Source organism: Ideonella sp., assembly GCF_041287625.1.
GTDB lineage: Bacteria > Pseudomonadota > Gammaproteobacteria > Burkholderiales > Burkholderiaceae_C > Ideonella.
This window is the reverse complement of the sequence record NZ_JBGGNH010000045.1, coordinates 1-15,310: the sequence shown is the minus strand read 5'-3', so window position 1 is coordinate 15,310 and position 15,310 is coordinate 1. Positions and strand designations below refer to the sequence as shown.

Here is a 15,310-nt window from a genome sequence, read left to right as displayed (position 1 = left end):
TGACTAGCGCTTGTCGAGGCCGGCCGGCGGCCAGGACTCGAGCTTCATGCCCAGCGTGAGACCGCGGGAAGCCAGGACTTCCTTGATCTCGTTCAGCGACTTGCGTCCAAGATTCGGCGTCTTCAACAATTCGTTTTCAGTCCGCTGGATCAGATCGCCTATGTAATAAATGTTCTCGGCCTTCAGGCAATTGGCCGAACGCACCGTCAGTTCGAGTTCGTCGACCGGACGCAGCAGTATCGGATCGAACACTGCCGAGCTCTTCGCCGCTTGTTCGCCGAAAGTGGCGATCTCGCCGGCGTCCAGCTGTGCGAACACAGCCAGTTGCTCAACCAGGATCTTGGCCGATGCGCGGATCGCTTCCTCGGGCGAGATGGCGCCGTTGGTCTCGATCTCCATCACCAGCTTGTCCAGGTCGGTGCGCTGCTCGACGCGGGCGTTTTCGACCGCGTAGCTGACACGACGGACCGGCGAGAACGATGCGTCCAGCACAATGCGGCCGATCGACTTCGTCGGCTCATCGCCGTAGCGGCGCATGTTGCCCGGCACATAGCCACGGCCCTTCTCGACCTTGATCTGCATGTCCAGCTTGCCGCCGTGGGCCAAGTGGGCGATGACGTGCTCAGGGTTGACGATCTCGACGTCGTGCGGGGTCTGGATGTCGGCCGCGGTAACGGGGCCTTCACCTTCCTTGCGCAGGACCAGGGTCACTTCGTCGCGGTTGTGCAGACGGAACACCACGCCCTTGAGGTTCAGCATGATGTGCACCACATCTTCCGCGACGCCGTCCACGGTGGAGTACTCATGGAGCACGCCAGCGATCGTGACCTCTGTCGGTGCGTAACCCACCATCGACGACAGCAACACGCGACGCAGCGCGTTGCCGAGCGTGTGACCATAACCACGCTCAAACGGCTCGAGCGTGACTTTGGCGCGATGGCCGCCCAGCGGCTCCGCAACGATGGCTTTGGGTTTCAGCAGATTGGTTTGCATGTAAGTCCAGTTCCTCTCAATACCCTCGGCTCGTTACACCGATAAGGCTGACGGACCACGCCGGAAAGCGAAAAACCCGCAGCGGAACCGGCTTGCCGCAGCGGGGTGACTGTTGCGCGCCGGCAGGGCCGCGCGCGCAAGAATTCAGATCAGCGCGAATACAGTTCGACGATCAACGATTCGTTGATCTCGGCGCCGAATTCGTCGCGGTCAGGTGCCTTCTTGAAGGTGCCTTCGAGCTTGGTGGCGTCCACCGCAACCCATGCCGGCAGGCCGATCGACTCGGCCAGCTTCAGCGAGTCAATGACGCGCAGCTGCTTCTTCGACTTTTCGCGAATCGACACCACATCACCGGCCTTGACCTGGTACGACGGAATGTTCACGACAATGCCGTTGACCGTCAGCGCCTTGTGCGACACCAGCTGGCGCGCTTCGGCACGGGTCGAACCGAAGCCCATGCGATAGACGACGTTGTCCAGGCGCGATTCCAGGATGGTCAGCAGGTTGGCACCGGTGCTGCCCTTGCGGCGGTCGGCTTCAGCGAAGTAGCGGCGGAACTGACGCTCCAGCACGCCATACATGCGCTTGACCTTCTGCTTTTCACGCAGTTGCAGACCGAAGTCCGAAGTACGCTGACCGGAAGTGCGGCCATGCTGGCCGGGCTTGGTGTCGAACTTGGCCTTGTCGCTGATGGCGCGGCGAGCGCTCTTCAGGAAAAGGTCGGTGCCTTCGCGGCGAGACAGTTTCGCCTTGGGGCCGAGGTAACGTGCCACGTTTGTGTCCTTCAGTCGTTGTCTGACGCGACGCCCGAGGTCTTCAGCGCGGCACTCCTGGCGGAATGCGGCCGGAAAACCGTGGCTCGCGCGAGTCTGGCGGGTATTCTTTGAATTCGCTCAGACGGTGGGCTTGCGGTGCCTGCAGGCTTGTCGGGAGATTGCAAAGCTTGCAGATCCATCCAATTCACGAGGCAGGCCCCTGGAACCCAAACGGCCAGCGAGCGAAAGGCTTTTCAGCGTTCCGCGCACCGGCGTTCGGGAAACTCTCGATTGTAGCAGGGCATGAAGCCCCGCGCCAACTCAGATGCGGCGACGCTTTTGCGGGCGGCAGCCGTTGTGCGGGATCGGCGTGATGTCCGAGATCGAGTTGATCCGGATGCCCAACGAAGCCAGCGCACGAACCGAGGACTCACGGCCGGGGCCGGGGCCCTTGATCCGGACGTCCAGATTCTTGATGCCCTGTTCCTGGGCAGCACGACCGGCCGTTTCAGCAGCGACCTGAGCAGCGAACGGGGTCGACTTGCGCGAGCCCTTGAAGCCCTGTCCACCGGACGACGCCCACGACAGCGCGCCGCCTTGACGGTCGGTGATTGTGATGATGGTGTTGTTGAACGACGCGTGCACGTGCGCAATGCCGTCCGCGATGTTCTTGCGGATCTTCTTGCTCACGCGCCGGGCGGCGGTGCTGGCAGGGGACTTGGCCATGTCTTGTACTCTTCAGATGTTTCGGACGGCGCTTACTTCTTCAGCGCTGCGGCACCCTTGCGCGGACCCTTGCGGGTGCGGGCGTTGGTGCGGGTGCGCTGACCGCGCATCGGCAGGCCGCGACGATGGCGGAAACCGCGGTAGCAGCCCAGGTCCATCAGGCGCTTGATGTTGATCGAGGTTTCGCGACGCAGGTCGCCCTCGATCGTCAGCTTGCCGACTTCTTCCCGGATCTTTTCCAGGTCGCCGTCGGTCAGGTCCTTGATCTTCTTGGACAGGGGAATGCCGACCGCTTCGCAGATCTTCTGCGCCGTCGTACGGCCGATGCCGTAGATGTAGGTCAGGCCGATTTCCGCGTGCTTTTGCGGCGGAATGTTGATACCAGCAATACGTGCCATTGTGCTTCCTTAGCTTCGTGTCAGCGCTCGCGACTCAACCTTGCCGCTGCTTGTGGCGGGGGTCGGTGCAGATCACGCGAACCACGCCATTGCGGCGGATGATCTTGCAATTGCGGCACATCTTCTTGACTGATGCTGCGACTTTCATGATCTTCTCCTTGACCTTCTCAAACGCTCATTTCAGTTTCAACACGAAATGAGCGCGACTCAATTCGTACCCGGCAATCAGTTCAGGCCGAGCCTCAGCTCGACTTGAAGTTCGCCTTCTTCAGCAGCGATTCATACTGCTGGCTCATCACATACGACTGCACCTGGGCCCAGAAGTCCATCGTCACGACAACGATGATCAACAAGGACGTGCCACCAAAGTAGAACGGAACGTTGTACTTCAGGACCAGGAACTCGGGCAGCAGACAGACCAGCGTGATGTAGATCGCGCCAGCCAGCGTCAGCCTGGCCAGGATCTTGTCGATGTGCTTGGCAGTCTGCTCACCCGGACGGATGCCAGGGATGAACGCACCGCTCTTCTTCAGGTTGTCAGCAGTCTCGCGGCTGTTGAACACCAGTGCCGTGTAGAAGAAGCAGAAGAACACGATCATCGCGGCGAACAGCATCACATAGATCGGTTGACCCGGTGACAGCGCCGATGAGATGTCCTTCAACCAGCGCACGCCTTCGCCGGTGGCGAACCAGCCGACCACCGTTGCCGGCAGCAGGATGATGGACGACGCAAAGATCGGTGGAATCACACCCGACATGTTCAGCTTCAACGGCAGGTGCGACGACTGGCCGCCGTAGACCTTGTTGCCGACCTGGCGCTTGGCGTAATTCACCAGGATCTTGCGCTGTCCCCGTTCCACGAACACCACGGCAAACGTCACGGCAATGACGATGGCAATGATGAACAGGCAGGCAATGATGCTCATCGACCCGGTGCGAACCAGCTCGAACAGGCCACCAATCGCGTTGGGTAGGCCGGCAGCAATGCCGCCGAAGATCAGGATCGAGATCCCGTTGCCCAGGCCACGCTCGGTGATCTGCTCGCCCAGCCACATCACGAACATCGTGCCTGCAACCAGGCTGAACACGGTGGTGATGCGGAAGCCGAAGCCAGGATCCAGCACCAGGCCCTGCGAGCCTTCCAGCGCCAGGGCAATGCCCAATGACTGAAAGATCGCCAGCACCAGGGTGCCGTAGCGCGTGTACTGGGTGATCTTGCGACGACCCGATTCGCCTTCCTTCTTCAGCGCCTCCAGACTCGGCACCACGTAGCTCATGAGCTGCATGATGATCGAGGCCGAGATGTACGGCGTGATGCCCAGCGCGAACACCGTGAACCGCGACAGCGCACCACCCGAGAACATGTTGAACAGGTTCAGGATGCCGCCCTGCTGACCCTGGAACAGGGCCTGCAGCTGCTGCGGATTGATGCCGGGCACAGGAATGTGCGCACCAATGCGATAGACGACCAGCGCCAGCAGCAGGAAGACCAGTCGACGACGCAGGTCGCCAAACTTGCCATTCTTGGCCAGCTGATTCGGTGAGGTTGCCACGGGCGTGGGTGTCCTAATCTGCCGTCAGACTTCAGGCCAGCTCGCCGCCGGCGGCTTCGATGATGGCCTTGGCGCCGGCGGTAGCGCCGATGCCCTTCAGGACCACCTTCTTGCTCAGCTCGCCCGACTTGATGACCTTCACGTTCTTGACGATCTGGGCCACCATGCCGCGCTGCTTGAGTGCCAGCAGGTCAACTTCAGCCAGGTCCAACGCTTGCAGTTCACCCAGGGTGATTTCAGCGTTGTACTTCAGCAGGGCCGACTTGAAACCACGCTTGGGCAGGCGACGCTGCAGCGGCATCTGGCCGCCTTCGAAGCCAACCTTGTGGTAGCCGCCGGCACGCGACTTCTGGCCCTTGTGACCGCGACCAGCGGTCTTGCCCAGGCCGGAACCGATGCCGCGGCCAACGCGGCGCTTGGCATGCTTGGCACCGCCAGCGGGCTTGATGGAATTGAGTTGCATGTTGCTTTTCCTCGTGGCGGGCGCTTAGAGCACCAGGACCAGGTAGGCGATTTTGTTGATCATGCCGCGCACCGAAGGAGTGTCCTCGAGCACGCTCTGGCTGTTCACGCGACGCAGGCCCAGGCCACGCACCGTGTCACGGTGCGATTGCTTGCAACCGATCGGGCTGCGCACCAGCTTGACCGTGAGGGTCTTCTTGGCTTCAGTCATTGCAGTTCTCCTCGGCGGTTCAGTTGAAGATTTCTTCAACTGTCTTGCCGCGCTTGGCAGCGATCGATGCCGGCGTGGTCGAGCGCTTCAGCGCGTCCAGCGTGGCACGGACCATGTTGTAGGCGTTCGAGGTGCCATGGCTCTTCGCGACGATGTCGGTGATGCCCAGCACTTCGAAAACGGCGCGCATTGGGCCACCAGCAATGATGCCGGTACCGGCGGGTGCCGGCATCATCATCACGCGGGCTGCGCCGTGTGCACCTTCGACCTTGTGGAAGATCGTGCCGTTCTTCAGCGCGACCTTGATCATGCCCCGGCGAGCAGATTCCATGGCCTTCTGCACCGAAACCGGCACTTCCTTGGCCTTGCCCTTGCCCATGCCGACGCGGCCATCGCCGTCGCCGACCACGGTCAGCGCCGCGAAGCTGAGGGTGCGACCACCCTTGACCACCTTCGTGACGCGGTTCACCGCGATCATCTTTTCCTTCAGGCCGTCGTCATTGCCTTCGGTCTGCGCGCGGGGTTGAAACTTTGCCATTTCTGTATTCCTTTGCGATCAGAACTGCAGGCCGGCTTCGCGAGCTGCCTCGGCCAGCGCCTTGACGCGGCCGTGGTATGCGAAACCTGCACGGTCGAAGGCAACCTTCTCGACGCCGGCGGCCTTGGCCTTTTCGGCGACGCGCTTGCCAACCAGTGCAGCAGCAGCGGCATTGCCACCGTTGCCAGACAGCTCGGCCCGCAGGTCCTTTTCGACGGTGGATGCAGAAGCCAGCACCTTGGTGCCATCGTCGGAAATGACGCTGGCGTAGATGTGCAGGTTGGTGCGGAAGACGGTCAGGCGCGCGACGCCTTGCTTGGCAATGCGCTCGCGCGTTTGACGCGAACGACGCAGACGCTGTTCTTTTTTGTTCAGCATGGTGTCGCTCCTTACTTCTTCTTGGTCTCTTTGAGGACCACGCGCTCGTCGGCGTAACGGATGCCCTTGCCCTTGTAGGGCTCCGGCGGCCGGAAAGCACGCACTTCGGCAGCAAGCTGGCCGACGACCTGGCGGTCAGCGCCCTTGATCAGGATCTCGGTCGGGGTCGCCGTGGTCACGGTGATGCCGGCAGGCATGTCCTTGACCACAGGGTGCGAGAACCCGATCTGCAGATTCAGCTTCTGGCCCTGGGCCTGGGCACGGAAGCCCACGCCCACCAGCGTCAGCTTCTTCTCGAAGCCTTTGCTGACGCCATTGACCATGTTGGCCAGCAGCGCACGCACGGTGCCACTCATGGCATCGGCTTCAGCAGACTCATTGGTCGGGCTGACCTTCAGCACGCCAGCTTCGCTCTCGACCTTGACCAGCGAGTGCGCGGGTCGCACCAGGGTGCCATTGGCACCCTTGACGGTGATCTGGTCATCCATGATCTTGACATCCACGCCTTGCGGGACGGTGATCGGCATTTTTCCAACGCGGGACATTGCTCGACTCCTTCCCTTTAGGCCACGTAGCAGAGCACTTCGCCGCCGACACCGGCTGCGCGCGCTTTGCGGTCGGTCATCACACCCTGGGGTGTGGTGACGATGGCAACGCCCAGGCCGTTCATGACCTGCGGAATGGCGTCACGGCCGCGGTAGATCCGCAGGCCAGGACGGCTGACTCGTTCGATGCGCTCGATGACCGGACGGCCAGCGTAGTACTTCAACGAGATTTCAAGTTCGCTCTTGCCGGTCTCACCCTTCAGGGCGAAGGCATCAATGTAGCCCTCGTCCTTCAGCACCTGCGCGATCGCGACCTTGAGCTTGGAAGCCGGCATAACAACCGACGTCTTCTCAACGGCCTGCGCATTGCGGATGCGGGTCAGCATGTCGGCGATAGGATCACTCATGCTCATAGCTGTATTCTCCAGTTCGCCTTGATTACCAGCTGGCCTTGATCACGCCAGGAATGTCGCCCTTGAAGGCGAGCTCGCGGATCTTGCTACGGGCCAGGCCGAAGGTGCGGAACGTGCCACGGGGACGACCCGTGAGTTCGCAACGATTGCGCAGGCGGGTCGGGTAAGCGTTGCGCGGGAACTGCTGCAGCTCCAGGCGTGCGGCGTAACGCTCTTCTTCCGACTTCTTTGCGTTGTCGATGATGGCCTTCAGCTCGGCGTACTTCTTCGCGTACTTGGCGACCAGCTTTTCACGCTTGTCTTCACGCTGCTTGAGGGAAGTTTTAGCCACAGGTCACCTCAGTTCTTGAACGGGAAGCGGAACGCGGCGAGCAGTGCCTTGCACTCATCGTCGGTCTTCGCGCTGGTCGTGAAGGAAATGTTCATCCCCCGGATCGCGTCGATCTTGTCGTACTCGATTTCCGGGAAGATGATCTGTTCCTTGACGCCGATGTTGTAGTTGCCGCGGCCATCGAACGAACGGCCGGAGATACCACGGAAGTCACGCACACGCGGCAGGGCCACGGTGACGAAACGGTCCAGGAACTCGAACATCCGCGCGCCACGAAGCGTGACCATGCAGCCGATGGGCACCTGTTCACGGATCTTGAAGCCCGCAATGGCCTTCTTCGACTTGGTGACCACGGGCTTCTGGCCCGCGATCTTGGTCAGGTCGCCGACGGCGTGGTCCATGACCTTCTTGTCAGCCACCGCTTCGCTGACACCCATGTTCAGGGTGATCTTGGTCAGGCGCGGCACTTCCATCACCGACTTGTAGCCGAACTTGGCCACCATGTCGGGCACGACCTTCTCTTGGTAGAAGGCCTGCAGCCGGGCGACGATCGCCGCTTGTTGCGTTTGACTCATGCTGGATACCCGCCTTAAGCCTTGATCTCTTCACCGCTGGACTTGAACACCCGGACCCGCTTGCCATCGGCGAGGGTCTTGATGCCCACGCGGTCAGCCTTGCCGGCAGCCGCATTCCAGATGGCAATGTTGGATTGGTGGATCGGCATGGTCTTGTCGATCACGCCGCCAGTCGTGCCCTTCATCGGGTTCGGCTTGGCGTGCTTCTTGACCATGTTGACGCCTTCGACGACCACACGGTCCTCGTCGACGCGCAGCGACACGGTGCCACGCTTGCCTTTGTCACGGCCGGTCAAGACCACGACTTGGTCGCCTTTGCGAATCTTGTTCATCGCGATTCCTTCAGTCTTGGCGAGATGCTCAGAGCACCTCAGGCGCCAGCGACACAATCTTCATGAAGCGCTCGGTGCGCAGTTCACGCGTCACCGGGCCGAAGATGCGGGTGCCGATCGGCTCCAGCTTGGCATTGAGCAGCACGGCGGCATTGCCGTCGAACTTGACCAGCGAGCCGTCTTGGCGACGCACGCCCTTGGCGGTGCGCACGACCACGGCGCTGTAGACCTCGCCCTTTTTGACGCGGCCACGCGGCGCGGCTTCTTTGATGCTCACCTTGATGATGTCGCCGATACCGGCATAGCGACGCTTGGAGCCGCCCAGCACCTTGATGCACATGACGGACTTGGCGCCCGTGTTGTCCGCGACGTCAAGCCGCGATTGCATTTGGATCATGTCGATTCCCCAACTTGCTCCCGGCCCGCATCACCCCCTTGGCGACACATGAACGGTCAGTATTGGTCCCGTCTTGTTTGACACTCGGAAGAACGCTGGAAAGCGCACGCCTGGTATCAAGCAGCTTGGGCTGAAACCGGCCCGGGTCACGCCACGAGTGGCCAACGGTGTTTGCGTTGGCGTACGAGCGGGCCCTGGACCAGCGAAGCTTTCAATTATGCACGAGGTGAAACGCGGGTGTCAACAGCGTTGCCAAAGAAACCTTTGGGCAGCGCGTGACCGGCCGCGGACTCCTTCGCTTCAAAGCGCCTTGGCCTGCGCCAGCAGCGTCTCGGCGCCGCTGACCTCGAACTTGCCTGGCGCCTCGACATTCAGCGTCTTGACCACGCCGTCGACGACCAGCATCGAATAGCGCTGCGAGCGCACACCCATGCCCCGCGCGGTCAGGTCCAGCGTCAACTCGGTCGCACGCGCGAAATCGGCCGAGCCGTCAGCCATCATGCGCAGCTTGCCCGCGGTGTGCTGGTCGCGCGCCCAGGCGCCCATGACAAACGCGTCGTTGACCGACACGCACCAGATTTCGTCGACGCCAGCGGCATGCAGGGCGTCCGCCTGCGCGACATAGCCCGGCACGTGCTGGGCCGAGCAGGTCGGCGTGAACGCGCCGGGCAGCGCAAAGATGGCCAGCGTCTTGCCGGCGGCGAGCTGCGCCACCTCGAAGGTGTTCGGCCCAAGGCTGCAACCCTCGCCTTCCACTTCGAAGAATTCCTGCAACTTGGTCGCAGGCAGGCGATCTCCAACTTTCAACATGATGCGTGTCCTTATGGGATGAGATTGGGGAAGGCGGCCGCCCAATGAAAACGGCCGGATGCTGGAGTATTCCAGCATCCGGCCGCAGTGTGAGTTCGCAGGGCTTGCGCCCTTCGAGCCCAGGTGCAATCAGCTCACGCGATCAGACCAGGCGGGCCTTCTCGATCAAGCGGGTCACGACCCAGTTCTTGGTCTTGGACATCGGACGCGTTTCCGCGATCTCGACCATGTCGCCCATGTGGTACTCACCCTTTTCGTCGTGGGCGTGGTACTTGCGCGAGCGGGCCACGATCTTGCCGTAGAGCTCGTGCTTGACGCGACGCTCGACCAGGACCGTGATGGTCTTGGCCCGCTTGTCGCTGACCACACGGCCCACCAGCGTGCGCGTGTTGGTGGTCTTGTCAGTCGTCGCCACGGCGACTTCTTGAGCTTGCGTCATTTCGTCGCTCCCTTCTTCTTTTCGGCCAGGACGGTCTTGGCACGAGCGATGTCGCGACGGGCCTCGCCCAACAGCGTGTGGTTGGTCAGCTGCTGGGTGCCCTTTTGCATGCGCAGGTTGAAGTGCGCACGCAGGAGGTCAGCGACTTCCTTCTCGAGCGCAGCCACATCCTTGGCTCGCAGTTCAGATGCATTCATGATGAACTTTCCTCTCAGGCGCCGAGCATGCGGGCCACGAAGGTGCAACGCAACGGCAGCTTTGCAGCAGCCAGCGTGAACGCTTCGCGAGCCAGCGCTTCAGGCACGCCGTTGATCTCGTAGAGCACCTTGCCGGGCTGGATTTCAGCCACGTAGTACTCCGGGTTGCCCTTGCCGTTACCCATCCGGACTTCGGCGGGCTTTTGCGAGATCGGCTTGTCCGGGAAGATGCGGATGAAGATCCGGCCACCGCGCTTGATGTGGCGCGAAATGGCACGGCGAGCCGCTTCGATCTGGCGGGCCGTCAGACGACCACGCTCGGTCGCCTTCAGACCGAAGTCACCGAAGGACACGTTGGCACCGCGGGTGGCGACGCCAGTGTTGCGGCCCTTCTGCTCCTTGCGGTACTTGCGACGATTAGGTTGCAGCATGCTTATTCTCCTTTGCCTTCGCCACCGGCGGCAGGCGCGGCGACCTTGCGCACACGCTTGACGGCGGGAGCGCCAGCACCACCGGCGGGGGCGCCGGCAGCTTCGGCAGGCCTGTCGCCAGCCGGACGCGGGGCGCCACGGTCGCCGCCACCCGGACGGCCACGGCCGGTCGGGGCACCCGGACGGGTGTTGCGACGCGGGCGGCGATCATCTTCAGCACCCGGAGGCGTGTTGATGGTCGGCGCTTCGCCATTGGCCAGGCGGTCACCGCGGTAAACCCAGACCTTGACGCCGATGACGCCGTAGGTGGTCTTGGCTTCCGAGAAACCGTAGTCGATGTCGGCCTTCAGGGTGTGCAGCGGCACACGGCCTTCGCGATACCACTCGCAACGAGCGATTTCGATGCCGTTCAGACGGCCGGACGACATGATCTTGATGCCCTGAGCGCCCAGACGCATCGCGTTCTGCATCGCGCGCTTCATGGCGCGGCGGAACATGATGCGCTTTTCCAGCTGCTGGGTGATCGAGTCGGCGATCAGCTGCGCATCGATTTCGGGCTTGCGCACTTCCTCGATGTTCACTGCCACCGGCACGCCCAGGCGGCGGGTCAGTTCGGCCTTCAGGTTCTCGATGTCCTCACCCTTCTTGCCGATCACCACGCCCGGACGGGCGGAGTAGATCGTGATGCGGGCGTTCTTCGCAGGACGCTCGATCAGGATGCGAGACACGGCGGCATTCTTTAGCCGGGCCTTCAGGAATTCACGAACCTGCAGGTCTTCGGCCAGCATGCCGGCGAAGTTGCGGTTGTTTGCATACCAGCGCGACGCCCATGCACGGGTGACGGGGAGCCGGAAGCCGGTCGGGTGGATTTTTTGTCCCATGGTCTTCCTTGGCTTAGTTGCCCACGGTCACGTAGATGTGGCAAGTGCCCTTGCTGATGCGATTTCCACGGCCCTTTGCACGGGCCGAGAAACGCTTCAGCGTGGTGCCTTGCTCCACGTAGATCGAGGTGACCTTCAGTTCGTCGATGTCCGCGCCGTCGTTGTGCTCGGCGTTGGCGATGGCGCTCTCGAGTGCCTTCTTGACGATCCCGGCGGCCTTTTTCTGGGTGAACGCCAGAATGTTGAGCGCTTGGTCGACTTTCTTGCCGCGAATCAGGTCGGCGACGAGCCGGCCCTTGTCGGCCGACAGTCGCACGCCACGGACGATTGCTTTCGTTTCCATCGTCGTGTCCTTTACTTCTTGGCCTTTTTGTCCGCAGGGTGACCCTTGAACGTACGGGTCAGTGCGAACTCGCCCAGCTTGTGGCCGACCATCTGGTCGCTCACATACACCGGCACATGCTGCTTGCCGTTGTGCACGGCAATCGTCAGGCCAATGAAGTCGGGCAGGATCGTCGAACGGCGCGACCAGGTCTTGATCGGCTTCTTGTCCTTCACGGCAACGGCTTTTTCAGCCTTGGCCAGAAGGTGGTGGTCCACAAAGGGACCCTTCTTGAGTGAACGTGCCATGGTCCAGCCCTTACTTCTTGCGACGCGAGACGATGAACGTCTGCGTGCGCTTGTTGTTGCGAGTGCGGTAGCCCTTGGTCAGGGTGTTCCACGGCGACACCGGAGCCTGGCCCTCGCCGGTACGGCCTTCGCCGCCACCGTGCGGGTGGTCCACCGGGTTCATGGCGGTACCACGAACGGTCGGACGGATGCCCTTCCAACGGATCGCACCGGCCTTGCCGTACTGGCGCAGGTTGTGCTCTTCGTTGCTGACTTCGCCAATGGTGGCGCGGCACTCGATGTGGATCTTGCGGACTTCACCCGAACGCAGCCGAAGCTGAGCGTAGGTGCCTTCACGCGCCATCAACGTCACCGAGGTGCCAGCCGAACGCGCGATCTGCGCGCCCTTGCCAGGCATCATTTCGATGCAGTGGATGGTCGAGCCCACCGGAATGTTGCGGATCGGCAGCGTGTTGCCAGCCTTGATCGGCGCTTCCGAGCCGCTCATGATGGTTGCGCCGACTTCCAGACCGCGCGGGGCGATGATGTAGCGGCGCTCGCCATCGGCGTAGCACACCAGCGCAATGTGGGCGGTGCGGTTCGGGTCGTACTCGATGCGTTCGACCTTGGCCGGAATGCCGTCCTTGTTGCGCTTGAAGTCGACCACGCGGTAGTGGTGCTTGTGACCACCGCCCTTGTGGCGAACCGTGATGTGACCGTTGTTGTTGCGGCCGGAGTTCTGCTTCTGGGGTTCCAGCAGCGAAGCTTCCGGCGCGCCCTTGTGCAGGTGCTTGTGAACGACCTTGACGACGGCGCGACGGCCGGCGGAGGTCGGTTTGACTTTGACGACTGCCATGATTTACGCGGCCTCCCCGGAGAAGTTGAGCTCCTGGCCGGCCTTCAGCGAGACATACGCCTTCTTGACGTGGTCGCGACGGCCCATGTTCTTGCCAAAGCGCTTGGCCTTGCCCTTGACGTTGACGACAGCCACGGCTTCGACATCGACCTTGAACAGCAGCTCGACCGCGGCCTTGATTTCAGGCTTGGTGGCGTCGCGCAGGACCTTGAACAGGACCTGGTTGTGCTTCTCGGCGACCATGGTGGCCTTTTCCGAGATCACCGGCGCAACCAGCACCTGGGCCAGGCGGCCTTCATTGAATTTACCGATGACGGGGTTGATGCGGCTCATGCGAACATCTCCTTGAGCTGCTCGATCGCGGCCTTGGTCACCAGCACCTTCTTGTAGAAGACCAGCGACAGCGGATCGGCGTAGCGCGGCTCGACGACCAGCACGTTGGCCAGGTTGCGTGAAGCCAGGAACAGGTTGTCGTCGATCTGGTCAGAGATGACCATCACCGAGCTCAGGCCCATGGCCTTGAACTTGGCAGCCAGTTCCTTGGTCTTCGGCGAGTCGACAGCCAGCGAATCCACCACGGCCAGACGGCCGTCGCGGGCCAACTGAGACAGGATCGCAGCCATGCCGGCGCGATACATCTTCTTGTTGACCTTCTGGGTGAAGTTCTCGTCCGGGCTGTTCGGGAAGGTGCGACCACCCCCGCGCCACAGCGGCGAGGACGTCATACCAGCACGAGCGCGGCCGGTGCCCTTTTGGCGGAACGGCTTCTTGGTCGAGTGGTGAACCGCTTCGCGGTTCTTCTGGGCACGGGTACCTTGACGCGCATTGGCCTGGAAGGCCACGACGATCTGGTGCACCAGGGCTTCGTTGTAATCACGGGCGAACACGGTGTCGGGCGCGTCCACCTTGGACGTGGCCTGACCTTGTTCGTTCAGGAGCTCGAGTTGCATCAGTTGGCTCCCTTCTTGGCCTTCGCCTTGACGGCAGGACGCACGACCACGTGGCCGTTCTTGGCGCCCGGCACCGCACCGCGGACCAGCAGCAGCTGGCGCGCTTCGTCGATGCGGATGACGTCGAGGTTCTGGGTCGTGACGGTTTCGTCGCCCATGTGGCCGGACATCTTCTTGCCCGGGAACACGCGGCCCGGATCCTGCGCCATCGAGATCGAACCCGGCACGTTGTGCGAACGGCTGTTGCCGTGCGACGCGCGCTGCGAGCCGAAGTTGTGGCGCTTGATGGTGCCCTCGAAGCCCTTGCCAATGGAGGTGCCCTGCACGTCGACCTTTTCGCCGGTGGCGAACAGGGAGACGGGAACGACAGCGCCCGGCTTGTATTCGGCAGCCACATCGGCCGCGACACGGAATTCCTTGAGGATTTCACCGGCTTCGACGCCCGCTTTCGCAAGGTGGCCGGCTTCTGGCTTGGTCACGCGCGATGCTTTGCGCGAACCGAACGCCACCTGGATGGCGCTGTAGCCGTCGGTCTCAACGGTCTTGATCTGGGTCACGCGGTTGTTGGACACATCCAGCACGGTCACAGGGATGGCATCGCCATCGTCCGTGAACACACGCATCATGCCCACCTTGCGGCCCAGCAAGCCGAGACGGTTGCTAAGACTCATGGTTTTTCTCCGCCCCCATGCCCTATGGCGAGGAGGCCGGTTTAACAAACCCGACAACGATTGGCCGGGCTGACGAAGCTTCAATCACCGCGAATCACCCTGATGGGCTCTCCACGCTGCTGAAGCCAATTGCTCTATCCACACGGCAAAGGGCGGAGCACCAAAGCGCACCACCCTTTAACGCGGAAAAGCTTGCGAGTATAGCGTGCCCGCGGACGAACCCGCAAGCACGCTGCTCGCAGGGCCGCTTACTGCAGCTTGATCTCGACGTCCACGCCAGCCGGCAGGTCCAGCTTCATCAGCGCATCGACGGTCTTGTCGGTCGGGTCGACGATGTCCATCAGGCGCTGGTGCGTGCGGATCTCAAACTGGTCGCGCGAGGTCTTGTTGACGTGCGGCGAACGCAGGATGTCGAAACGCTGCATGCGGGTCGGCAGGGGCACAGGGCCCTTGACGATCGCGCCGGTGCGCTTGGCGGTGTCAACGATTTCCAGGGCGGACTGGTCGATCAGCTTGTAATCGAAAGCCTTCAGGCGGATGCGGATCTTTTGCTTTTGCATGACTGTTCCTAAAAAGAGCGATGAGGCGGAGGACACCTGGCTGGCACCGACCGCCGGTCATGCAATTACTCGATGATCTTGGCAACCACGCCGGCGCCGACGGTACGGCCACCTTCACGGATGGCGAAGCGCAGGCCTTCTTCCATCGCGATCGGGGCGATCAGCTTGACGGTGATGCTGACGTTGTCGCCCGGCATGACCATTTCCTTGTCCTTGGGCAGCTCCACCGCGCCGGTCACGTCCGTCGTGCGGAAGTAGAACTGCGGGCGATAGTTGTTGAAGAACGGCGTGTGACGGCC

General features: G+C 62.1%; 29 protein-coding genes. All 29 read right to left on the bottom strand.

Annotation, left to right across the window (positions count from 1 at the left end):
- Window positions 1-3: 3 nt before the first annotated feature.
- Window positions 4-993 carry a DNA-directed RNA polymerase subunit alpha gene (gene rpoA, locus ACAH41_RS17970; protein ID WP_370538399.1) on the bottom strand — a complete coding sequence of 330 codons (990 nt, stop codon included), beginning with the start codon at window positions 991-993 and terminating at the stop codon, window positions 4-6.
- Between the two features lie 149 nt (window positions 994-1,142).
- Window positions 1,143-1,766, bottom strand: a complete 624-nt coding sequence (gene rpsD / locus ACAH41_RS17965) for a 30S ribosomal protein S4 (RefSeq protein ID WP_325653313.1) — start codon at window positions 1,764-1,766, stop codon at window positions 1,143-1,145.
- A gap of 303 nt (window positions 1,767-2,069) precedes the next feature.
- Window positions 2,070-2,474 (bottom strand): 30S ribosomal protein S11, encoded by a 405-nt coding sequence (gene rpsK / locus ACAH41_RS17960; RefSeq protein ID WP_141285596.1) that lies wholly within the window; start codon window positions 2,472-2,474, stop codon window positions 2,070-2,072.
- Window positions 2,475-2,506: 32 nt separating this feature from the next.
- Window positions 2,507-2,872 carry a 30S ribosomal protein S13 gene (gene rpsM / locus ACAH41_RS17955; protein WP_141285598.1) on the bottom strand — a complete coding sequence of 122 codons (366 nt, stop codon included), beginning with the start codon at window positions 2,870-2,872 and terminating at the stop codon, window positions 2,507-2,509.
- Between the two features lie 34 nt (window positions 2,873-2,906).
- Window positions 2,907-3,020, bottom strand: coding sequence for a 50S ribosomal protein L36 (gene rpmJ / locus ACAH41_RS17950; protein WP_028997278.1), 114 nt, complete (start codon window positions 3,018-3,020; stop codon window positions 2,907-2,909).
- Between the two features lie 94 nt (window positions 3,021-3,114).
- On the bottom strand, window positions 3,115-4,425 hold the full coding sequence (gene secY / locus ACAH41_RS17945; RefSeq protein WP_141285600.1) for a preprotein translocase subunit SecY: 1,311 nt from the start codon (window positions 4,423-4,425) through the stop codon (window positions 3,115-3,117).
- A gap of 31 nt (window positions 4,426-4,456) precedes the next feature.
- Window positions 4,457-4,888 carry a 50S ribosomal protein L15 gene (gene rplO, locus ACAH41_RS17940; protein ID WP_141285602.1) on the bottom strand — a complete coding sequence of 144 codons (432 nt, stop codon included), beginning with the start codon at window positions 4,886-4,888 and terminating at the stop codon, window positions 4,457-4,459.
- Between the two features lie 24 nt (window positions 4,889-4,912).
- A complete protein-coding gene (gene rpmD / locus ACAH41_RS17935) occupies window positions 4,913-5,098 on the bottom strand; it encodes a 50S ribosomal protein L30 (protein ID WP_141285604.1) in 186 nt (61 codons plus the stop codon).
- Window positions 5,099-5,117: 19 nt separating this feature from the next.
- Window positions 5,118-5,636 (bottom strand): 30S ribosomal protein S5, encoded by a 519-nt coding sequence (gene rpsE / locus ACAH41_RS17930; RefSeq protein WP_141285606.1) that lies wholly within the window; start codon window positions 5,634-5,636, stop codon window positions 5,118-5,120.
- Window positions 5,637-5,654: 18 nt separating this feature from the next.
- Entirely contained in the window at window positions 5,655-6,014 is a 360-nt protein-coding gene (gene rplR / locus ACAH41_RS17925) for a 50S ribosomal protein L18 (RefSeq protein WP_325653307.1), read from the bottom strand.
- 11 nt (window positions 6,015-6,025) lie between these two features.
- The gene (rplF, locus tag ACAH41_RS17920) at window positions 6,026-6,559 is read right to left on the bottom strand and encodes a 50S ribosomal protein L6 (RefSeq protein WP_325653306.1); all 534 of its coding nucleotides are present in this window, start codon (window positions 6,557-6,559) and stop codon (window positions 6,026-6,028) included.
- 17 nt (window positions 6,560-6,576) lie between these two features.
- Window positions 6,577-6,972: a 30S ribosomal protein S8 gene (rpsH, locus tag ACAH41_RS17915; RefSeq protein WP_141285612.1), complete on the bottom strand. Its 396-nt coding sequence runs from the start codon at window positions 6,970-6,972 to the stop codon at window positions 6,577-6,579.
- A gap of 25 nt (window positions 6,973-6,997) precedes the next feature.
- A complete protein-coding gene (gene rpsN, locus ACAH41_RS17910; protein WP_141285614.1) occupies window positions 6,998-7,303 on the bottom strand; it encodes a 30S ribosomal protein S14 in 306 nt (101 codons plus the stop codon).
- Between the two features lie 8 nt (window positions 7,304-7,311).
- Window positions 7,312-7,878 (bottom strand): 50S ribosomal protein L5, encoded by a 567-nt coding sequence (gene rplE / locus ACAH41_RS17905; protein ID WP_325653303.1) that lies wholly within the window; start codon window positions 7,876-7,878, stop codon window positions 7,312-7,314.
- A 14-nt stretch (window positions 7,879-7,892) separates the two neighbouring features.
- Window positions 7,893-8,210: a 50S ribosomal protein L24 gene (rplX, locus tag ACAH41_RS17900; protein WP_141285618.1), complete on the bottom strand. Its 318-nt coding sequence runs from the start codon at window positions 8,208-8,210 to the stop codon at window positions 7,893-7,895.
- 28 nt (window positions 8,211-8,238) lie between these two features.
- Window positions 8,239-8,607 carry a 50S ribosomal protein L14 gene (rplN, locus tag ACAH41_RS17895; protein WP_088286487.1) on the bottom strand — a complete coding sequence of 123 codons (369 nt, stop codon included), beginning with the start codon at window positions 8,605-8,607 and terminating at the stop codon, window positions 8,239-8,241.
- A 300-nt stretch (window positions 8,608-8,907) separates the two neighbouring features.
- The gene (locus ACAH41_RS17890; protein ID WP_325653301.1) at window positions 8,908-9,417 is read right to left on the bottom strand and encodes a peroxiredoxin; all 510 of its coding nucleotides are present in this window, start codon (window positions 9,415-9,417) and stop codon (window positions 8,908-8,910) included.
- Between the two features lie 142 nt (window positions 9,418-9,559).
- Complete coding sequence (rpsQ, locus tag ACAH41_RS17885; protein ID WP_141285622.1) at window positions 9,560-9,856, bottom strand: 30S ribosomal protein S17; 297 nt, start codon at window positions 9,854-9,856, stop codon at window positions 9,560-9,562.
- Window positions 9,853-10,053, bottom strand: coding sequence for a 50S ribosomal protein L29 (gene rpmC / locus ACAH41_RS17880; protein ID WP_141285624.1), 201 nt, complete (start codon window positions 10,051-10,053; stop codon window positions 9,853-9,855). The genes rpsQ and rpmC overlap by 4 nt, the downstream gene beginning before the upstream one ends.
- 14 nt (window positions 10,054-10,067) lie before the next feature.
- Window positions 10,068-10,484 (bottom strand): 50S ribosomal protein L16, encoded by a 417-nt coding sequence (gene rplP, locus ACAH41_RS17875; RefSeq protein WP_141285626.1) that lies wholly within the window; start codon window positions 10,482-10,484, stop codon window positions 10,068-10,070.
- 2 nt (window positions 10,485-10,486) lie between these two features.
- Window positions 10,487-11,365: a 30S ribosomal protein S3 gene (rpsC, locus tag ACAH41_RS17870; RefSeq protein WP_325653299.1), complete on the bottom strand. Its 879-nt coding sequence runs from the start codon at window positions 11,363-11,365 to the stop codon at window positions 10,487-10,489.
- Between the two features lie 13 nt (window positions 11,366-11,378).
- Complete coding sequence (gene rplV / locus ACAH41_RS17865; protein WP_141284842.1) at window positions 11,379-11,708, bottom strand: 50S ribosomal protein L22; 330 nt, start codon at window positions 11,706-11,708, stop codon at window positions 11,379-11,381.
- A gap of 11 nt (window positions 11,709-11,719) precedes the next feature.
- Window positions 11,720-11,995 carry a 30S ribosomal protein S19 gene (gene rpsS, locus ACAH41_RS17860; RefSeq protein ID WP_141284844.1) on the bottom strand — a complete coding sequence of 92 codons (276 nt, stop codon included), beginning with the start codon at window positions 11,993-11,995 and terminating at the stop codon, window positions 11,720-11,722.
- Between the two features lie 10 nt (window positions 11,996-12,005).
- The gene (gene rplB / locus ACAH41_RS17855; RefSeq protein WP_141284846.1) at window positions 12,006-12,830 is read right to left on the bottom strand and encodes a 50S ribosomal protein L2; all 825 of its coding nucleotides are present in this window, start codon (window positions 12,828-12,830) and stop codon (window positions 12,006-12,008) included.
- Window positions 12,831-12,833: 3 nt separating this feature from the next.
- A complete protein-coding gene (gene rplW, locus ACAH41_RS17850; RefSeq protein WP_141284848.1) occupies window positions 12,834-13,163 on the bottom strand; it encodes a 50S ribosomal protein L23 in 330 nt (109 codons plus the stop codon).
- Window positions 13,160-13,780 (bottom strand): 50S ribosomal protein L4, encoded by a 621-nt coding sequence (gene rplD, locus ACAH41_RS17845; protein ID WP_141284850.1) that lies wholly within the window; start codon window positions 13,778-13,780, stop codon window positions 13,160-13,162. The genes rplW and rplD overlap by 4 nt, the downstream gene beginning before the upstream one ends.
- Window positions 13,780-14,451, bottom strand: coding sequence for a 50S ribosomal protein L3 (gene rplC, locus ACAH41_RS17840; RefSeq protein ID WP_141284852.1), 672 nt, complete (start codon window positions 14,449-14,451; stop codon window positions 13,780-13,782). Before rplC ends, rplD begins: the two co-directional genes overlap by 1 nt.
- 248 nt (window positions 14,452-14,699) lie before the next feature.
- Complete coding sequence (gene rpsJ, locus ACAH41_RS17835; protein WP_019561663.1) at window positions 14,700-15,011, bottom strand: 30S ribosomal protein S10; 312 nt, start codon at window positions 15,009-15,011, stop codon at window positions 14,700-14,702.
- Between the two features lie 65 nt (window positions 15,012-15,076).
- Window positions 15,077-15,310: elongation factor Tu (locus ACAH41_RS17830; RefSeq protein ID WP_370538398.1), on the bottom strand; the 234-nt coding region annotated here is incomplete at its 5' end.

Coding starts and splice junctions, on each gene's coding strand:
- rpoA (WP_370538399.1), bottom strand. CDS start 993: ATGCAAACCAATCTGCTGAAACCCAAAGCCATCGTTGCGGAGCCGCTG.
- rpsK (WP_141285596.1), bottom strand. CDS start 2,474: ATGGCCAAGTCCCCTGCCAGCACCGCCGCCCGGCGCGTGAGCAAGAAG.
- rpsM (WP_141285598.1), bottom strand. CDS start 2,872: ATGGCACGTATTGCTGGTATCAACATTCCGCCGCAAAAGCACGCGGAA.
- rpmJ (WP_028997278.1), bottom strand. CDS start 3,020: ATGAAAGTCGCAGCATCAGTCAAGAAGATGTGCCGCAATTGCAAGATC.
- rplO (WP_141285602.1), bottom strand. CDS start 4,888: ATGCAACTCAATTCCATCAAGCCCGCTGGCGGTGCCAAGCATGCCAAG.
- rpmD (WP_141285604.1), bottom strand. CDS start 5,098: ATGACTGAAGCCAAGAAGACCCTCACGGTCAAGCTGGTGCGCAGCCCG.
- rpsE (WP_141285606.1), bottom strand. CDS start 5,636: ATGGCAAAGTTTCAACCCCGCGCGCAGACCGAAGGCAATGACGACGGC.
- rplR (WP_325653307.1), bottom strand. CDS start 6,014: ATGCTGAACAAAAAAGAACAGCGTCTGCGTCGTTCGCGTCAAACGCGC.
- rplF (WP_325653306.1), bottom strand. CDS start 6,559: ATGTCCCGCGTTGGAAAAATGCCGATCACCGTCCCGCAAGGCGTGGAT.
- rpsH (WP_141285612.1), bottom strand. CDS start 6,972: ATGAGCATGAGTGATCCTATCGCCGACATGCTGACCCGCATCCGCAAT.
- rplE (WP_325653303.1), bottom strand. CDS start 7,878: ATGAGTCAAACGCAACAAGCGGCGATCGTCGCCCGGCTGCAGGCCTTC.
- rplX (WP_141285618.1), bottom strand. CDS start 8,210: ATGAACAAGATTCGCAAAGGCGACCAAGTCGTGGTCTTGACCGGCCGT.
- rplN (WP_088286487.1), bottom strand. CDS start 8,607: ATGATCCAAATGCAATCGCGGCTTGACGTCGCGGACAACACGGGCGCC.
- ACAH41_RS17890 (WP_325653301.1), bottom strand. CDS start 9,417: ATGTTGAAAGTTGGAGATCGCCTGCCTGCGACCAAGTTGCAGGAATTC.
- rpsQ (WP_141285622.1), bottom strand. CDS start 9,856: ATGACGCAAGCTCAAGAAGTCGCCGTGGCGACGACTGACAAGACCACC.
- rpmC (WP_141285624.1), bottom strand. CDS start 10,053: ATGAATGCATCTGAACTGCGAGCCAAGGATGTGGCTGCGCTCGAGAAG.
- rplP (WP_141285626.1), bottom strand. CDS start 10,484: ATGCTGCAACCTAATCGTCGCAAGTACCGCAAGGAGCAGAAGGGCCGC.
- rpsC (WP_325653299.1), bottom strand. CDS start 11,365: ATGGGACAAAAAATCCACCCGACCGGCTTCCGGCTCCCCGTCACCCGT.
- rplV (WP_141284842.1), bottom strand. CDS start 11,708: ATGGAAACGAAAGCAATCGTCCGTGGCGTGCGACTGTCGGCCGACAAG.
- rpsS (WP_141284844.1), bottom strand. CDS start 11,995: ATGGCACGTTCACTCAAGAAGGGTCCCTTTGTGGACCACCACCTTCTG.
- rplB (WP_141284846.1), bottom strand. CDS start 12,830: ATGGCAGTCGTCAAAGTCAAACCGACCTCCGCCGGCCGTCGCGCCGTC.
- rplW (WP_141284848.1), bottom strand. CDS start 13,163: ATGAGCCGCATCAACCCCGTCATCGGTAAATTCAATGAAGGCCGCCTG.
- rplD (WP_141284850.1), bottom strand. CDS start 13,780: ATGCAACTCGAGCTCCTGAACGAACAAGGTCAGGCCACGTCCAAGGTG.
- rplC (WP_141284852.1), bottom strand. CDS start 14,451: ATGAGTCTTAGCAACCGTCTCGGCTTGCTGGGCCGCAAGGTGGGCATG.
- rpsJ (WP_019561663.1), bottom strand. CDS start 15,011: ATGCAAAAGCAAAAGATCCGCATCCGCCTGAAGGCTTTCGATTACAAG.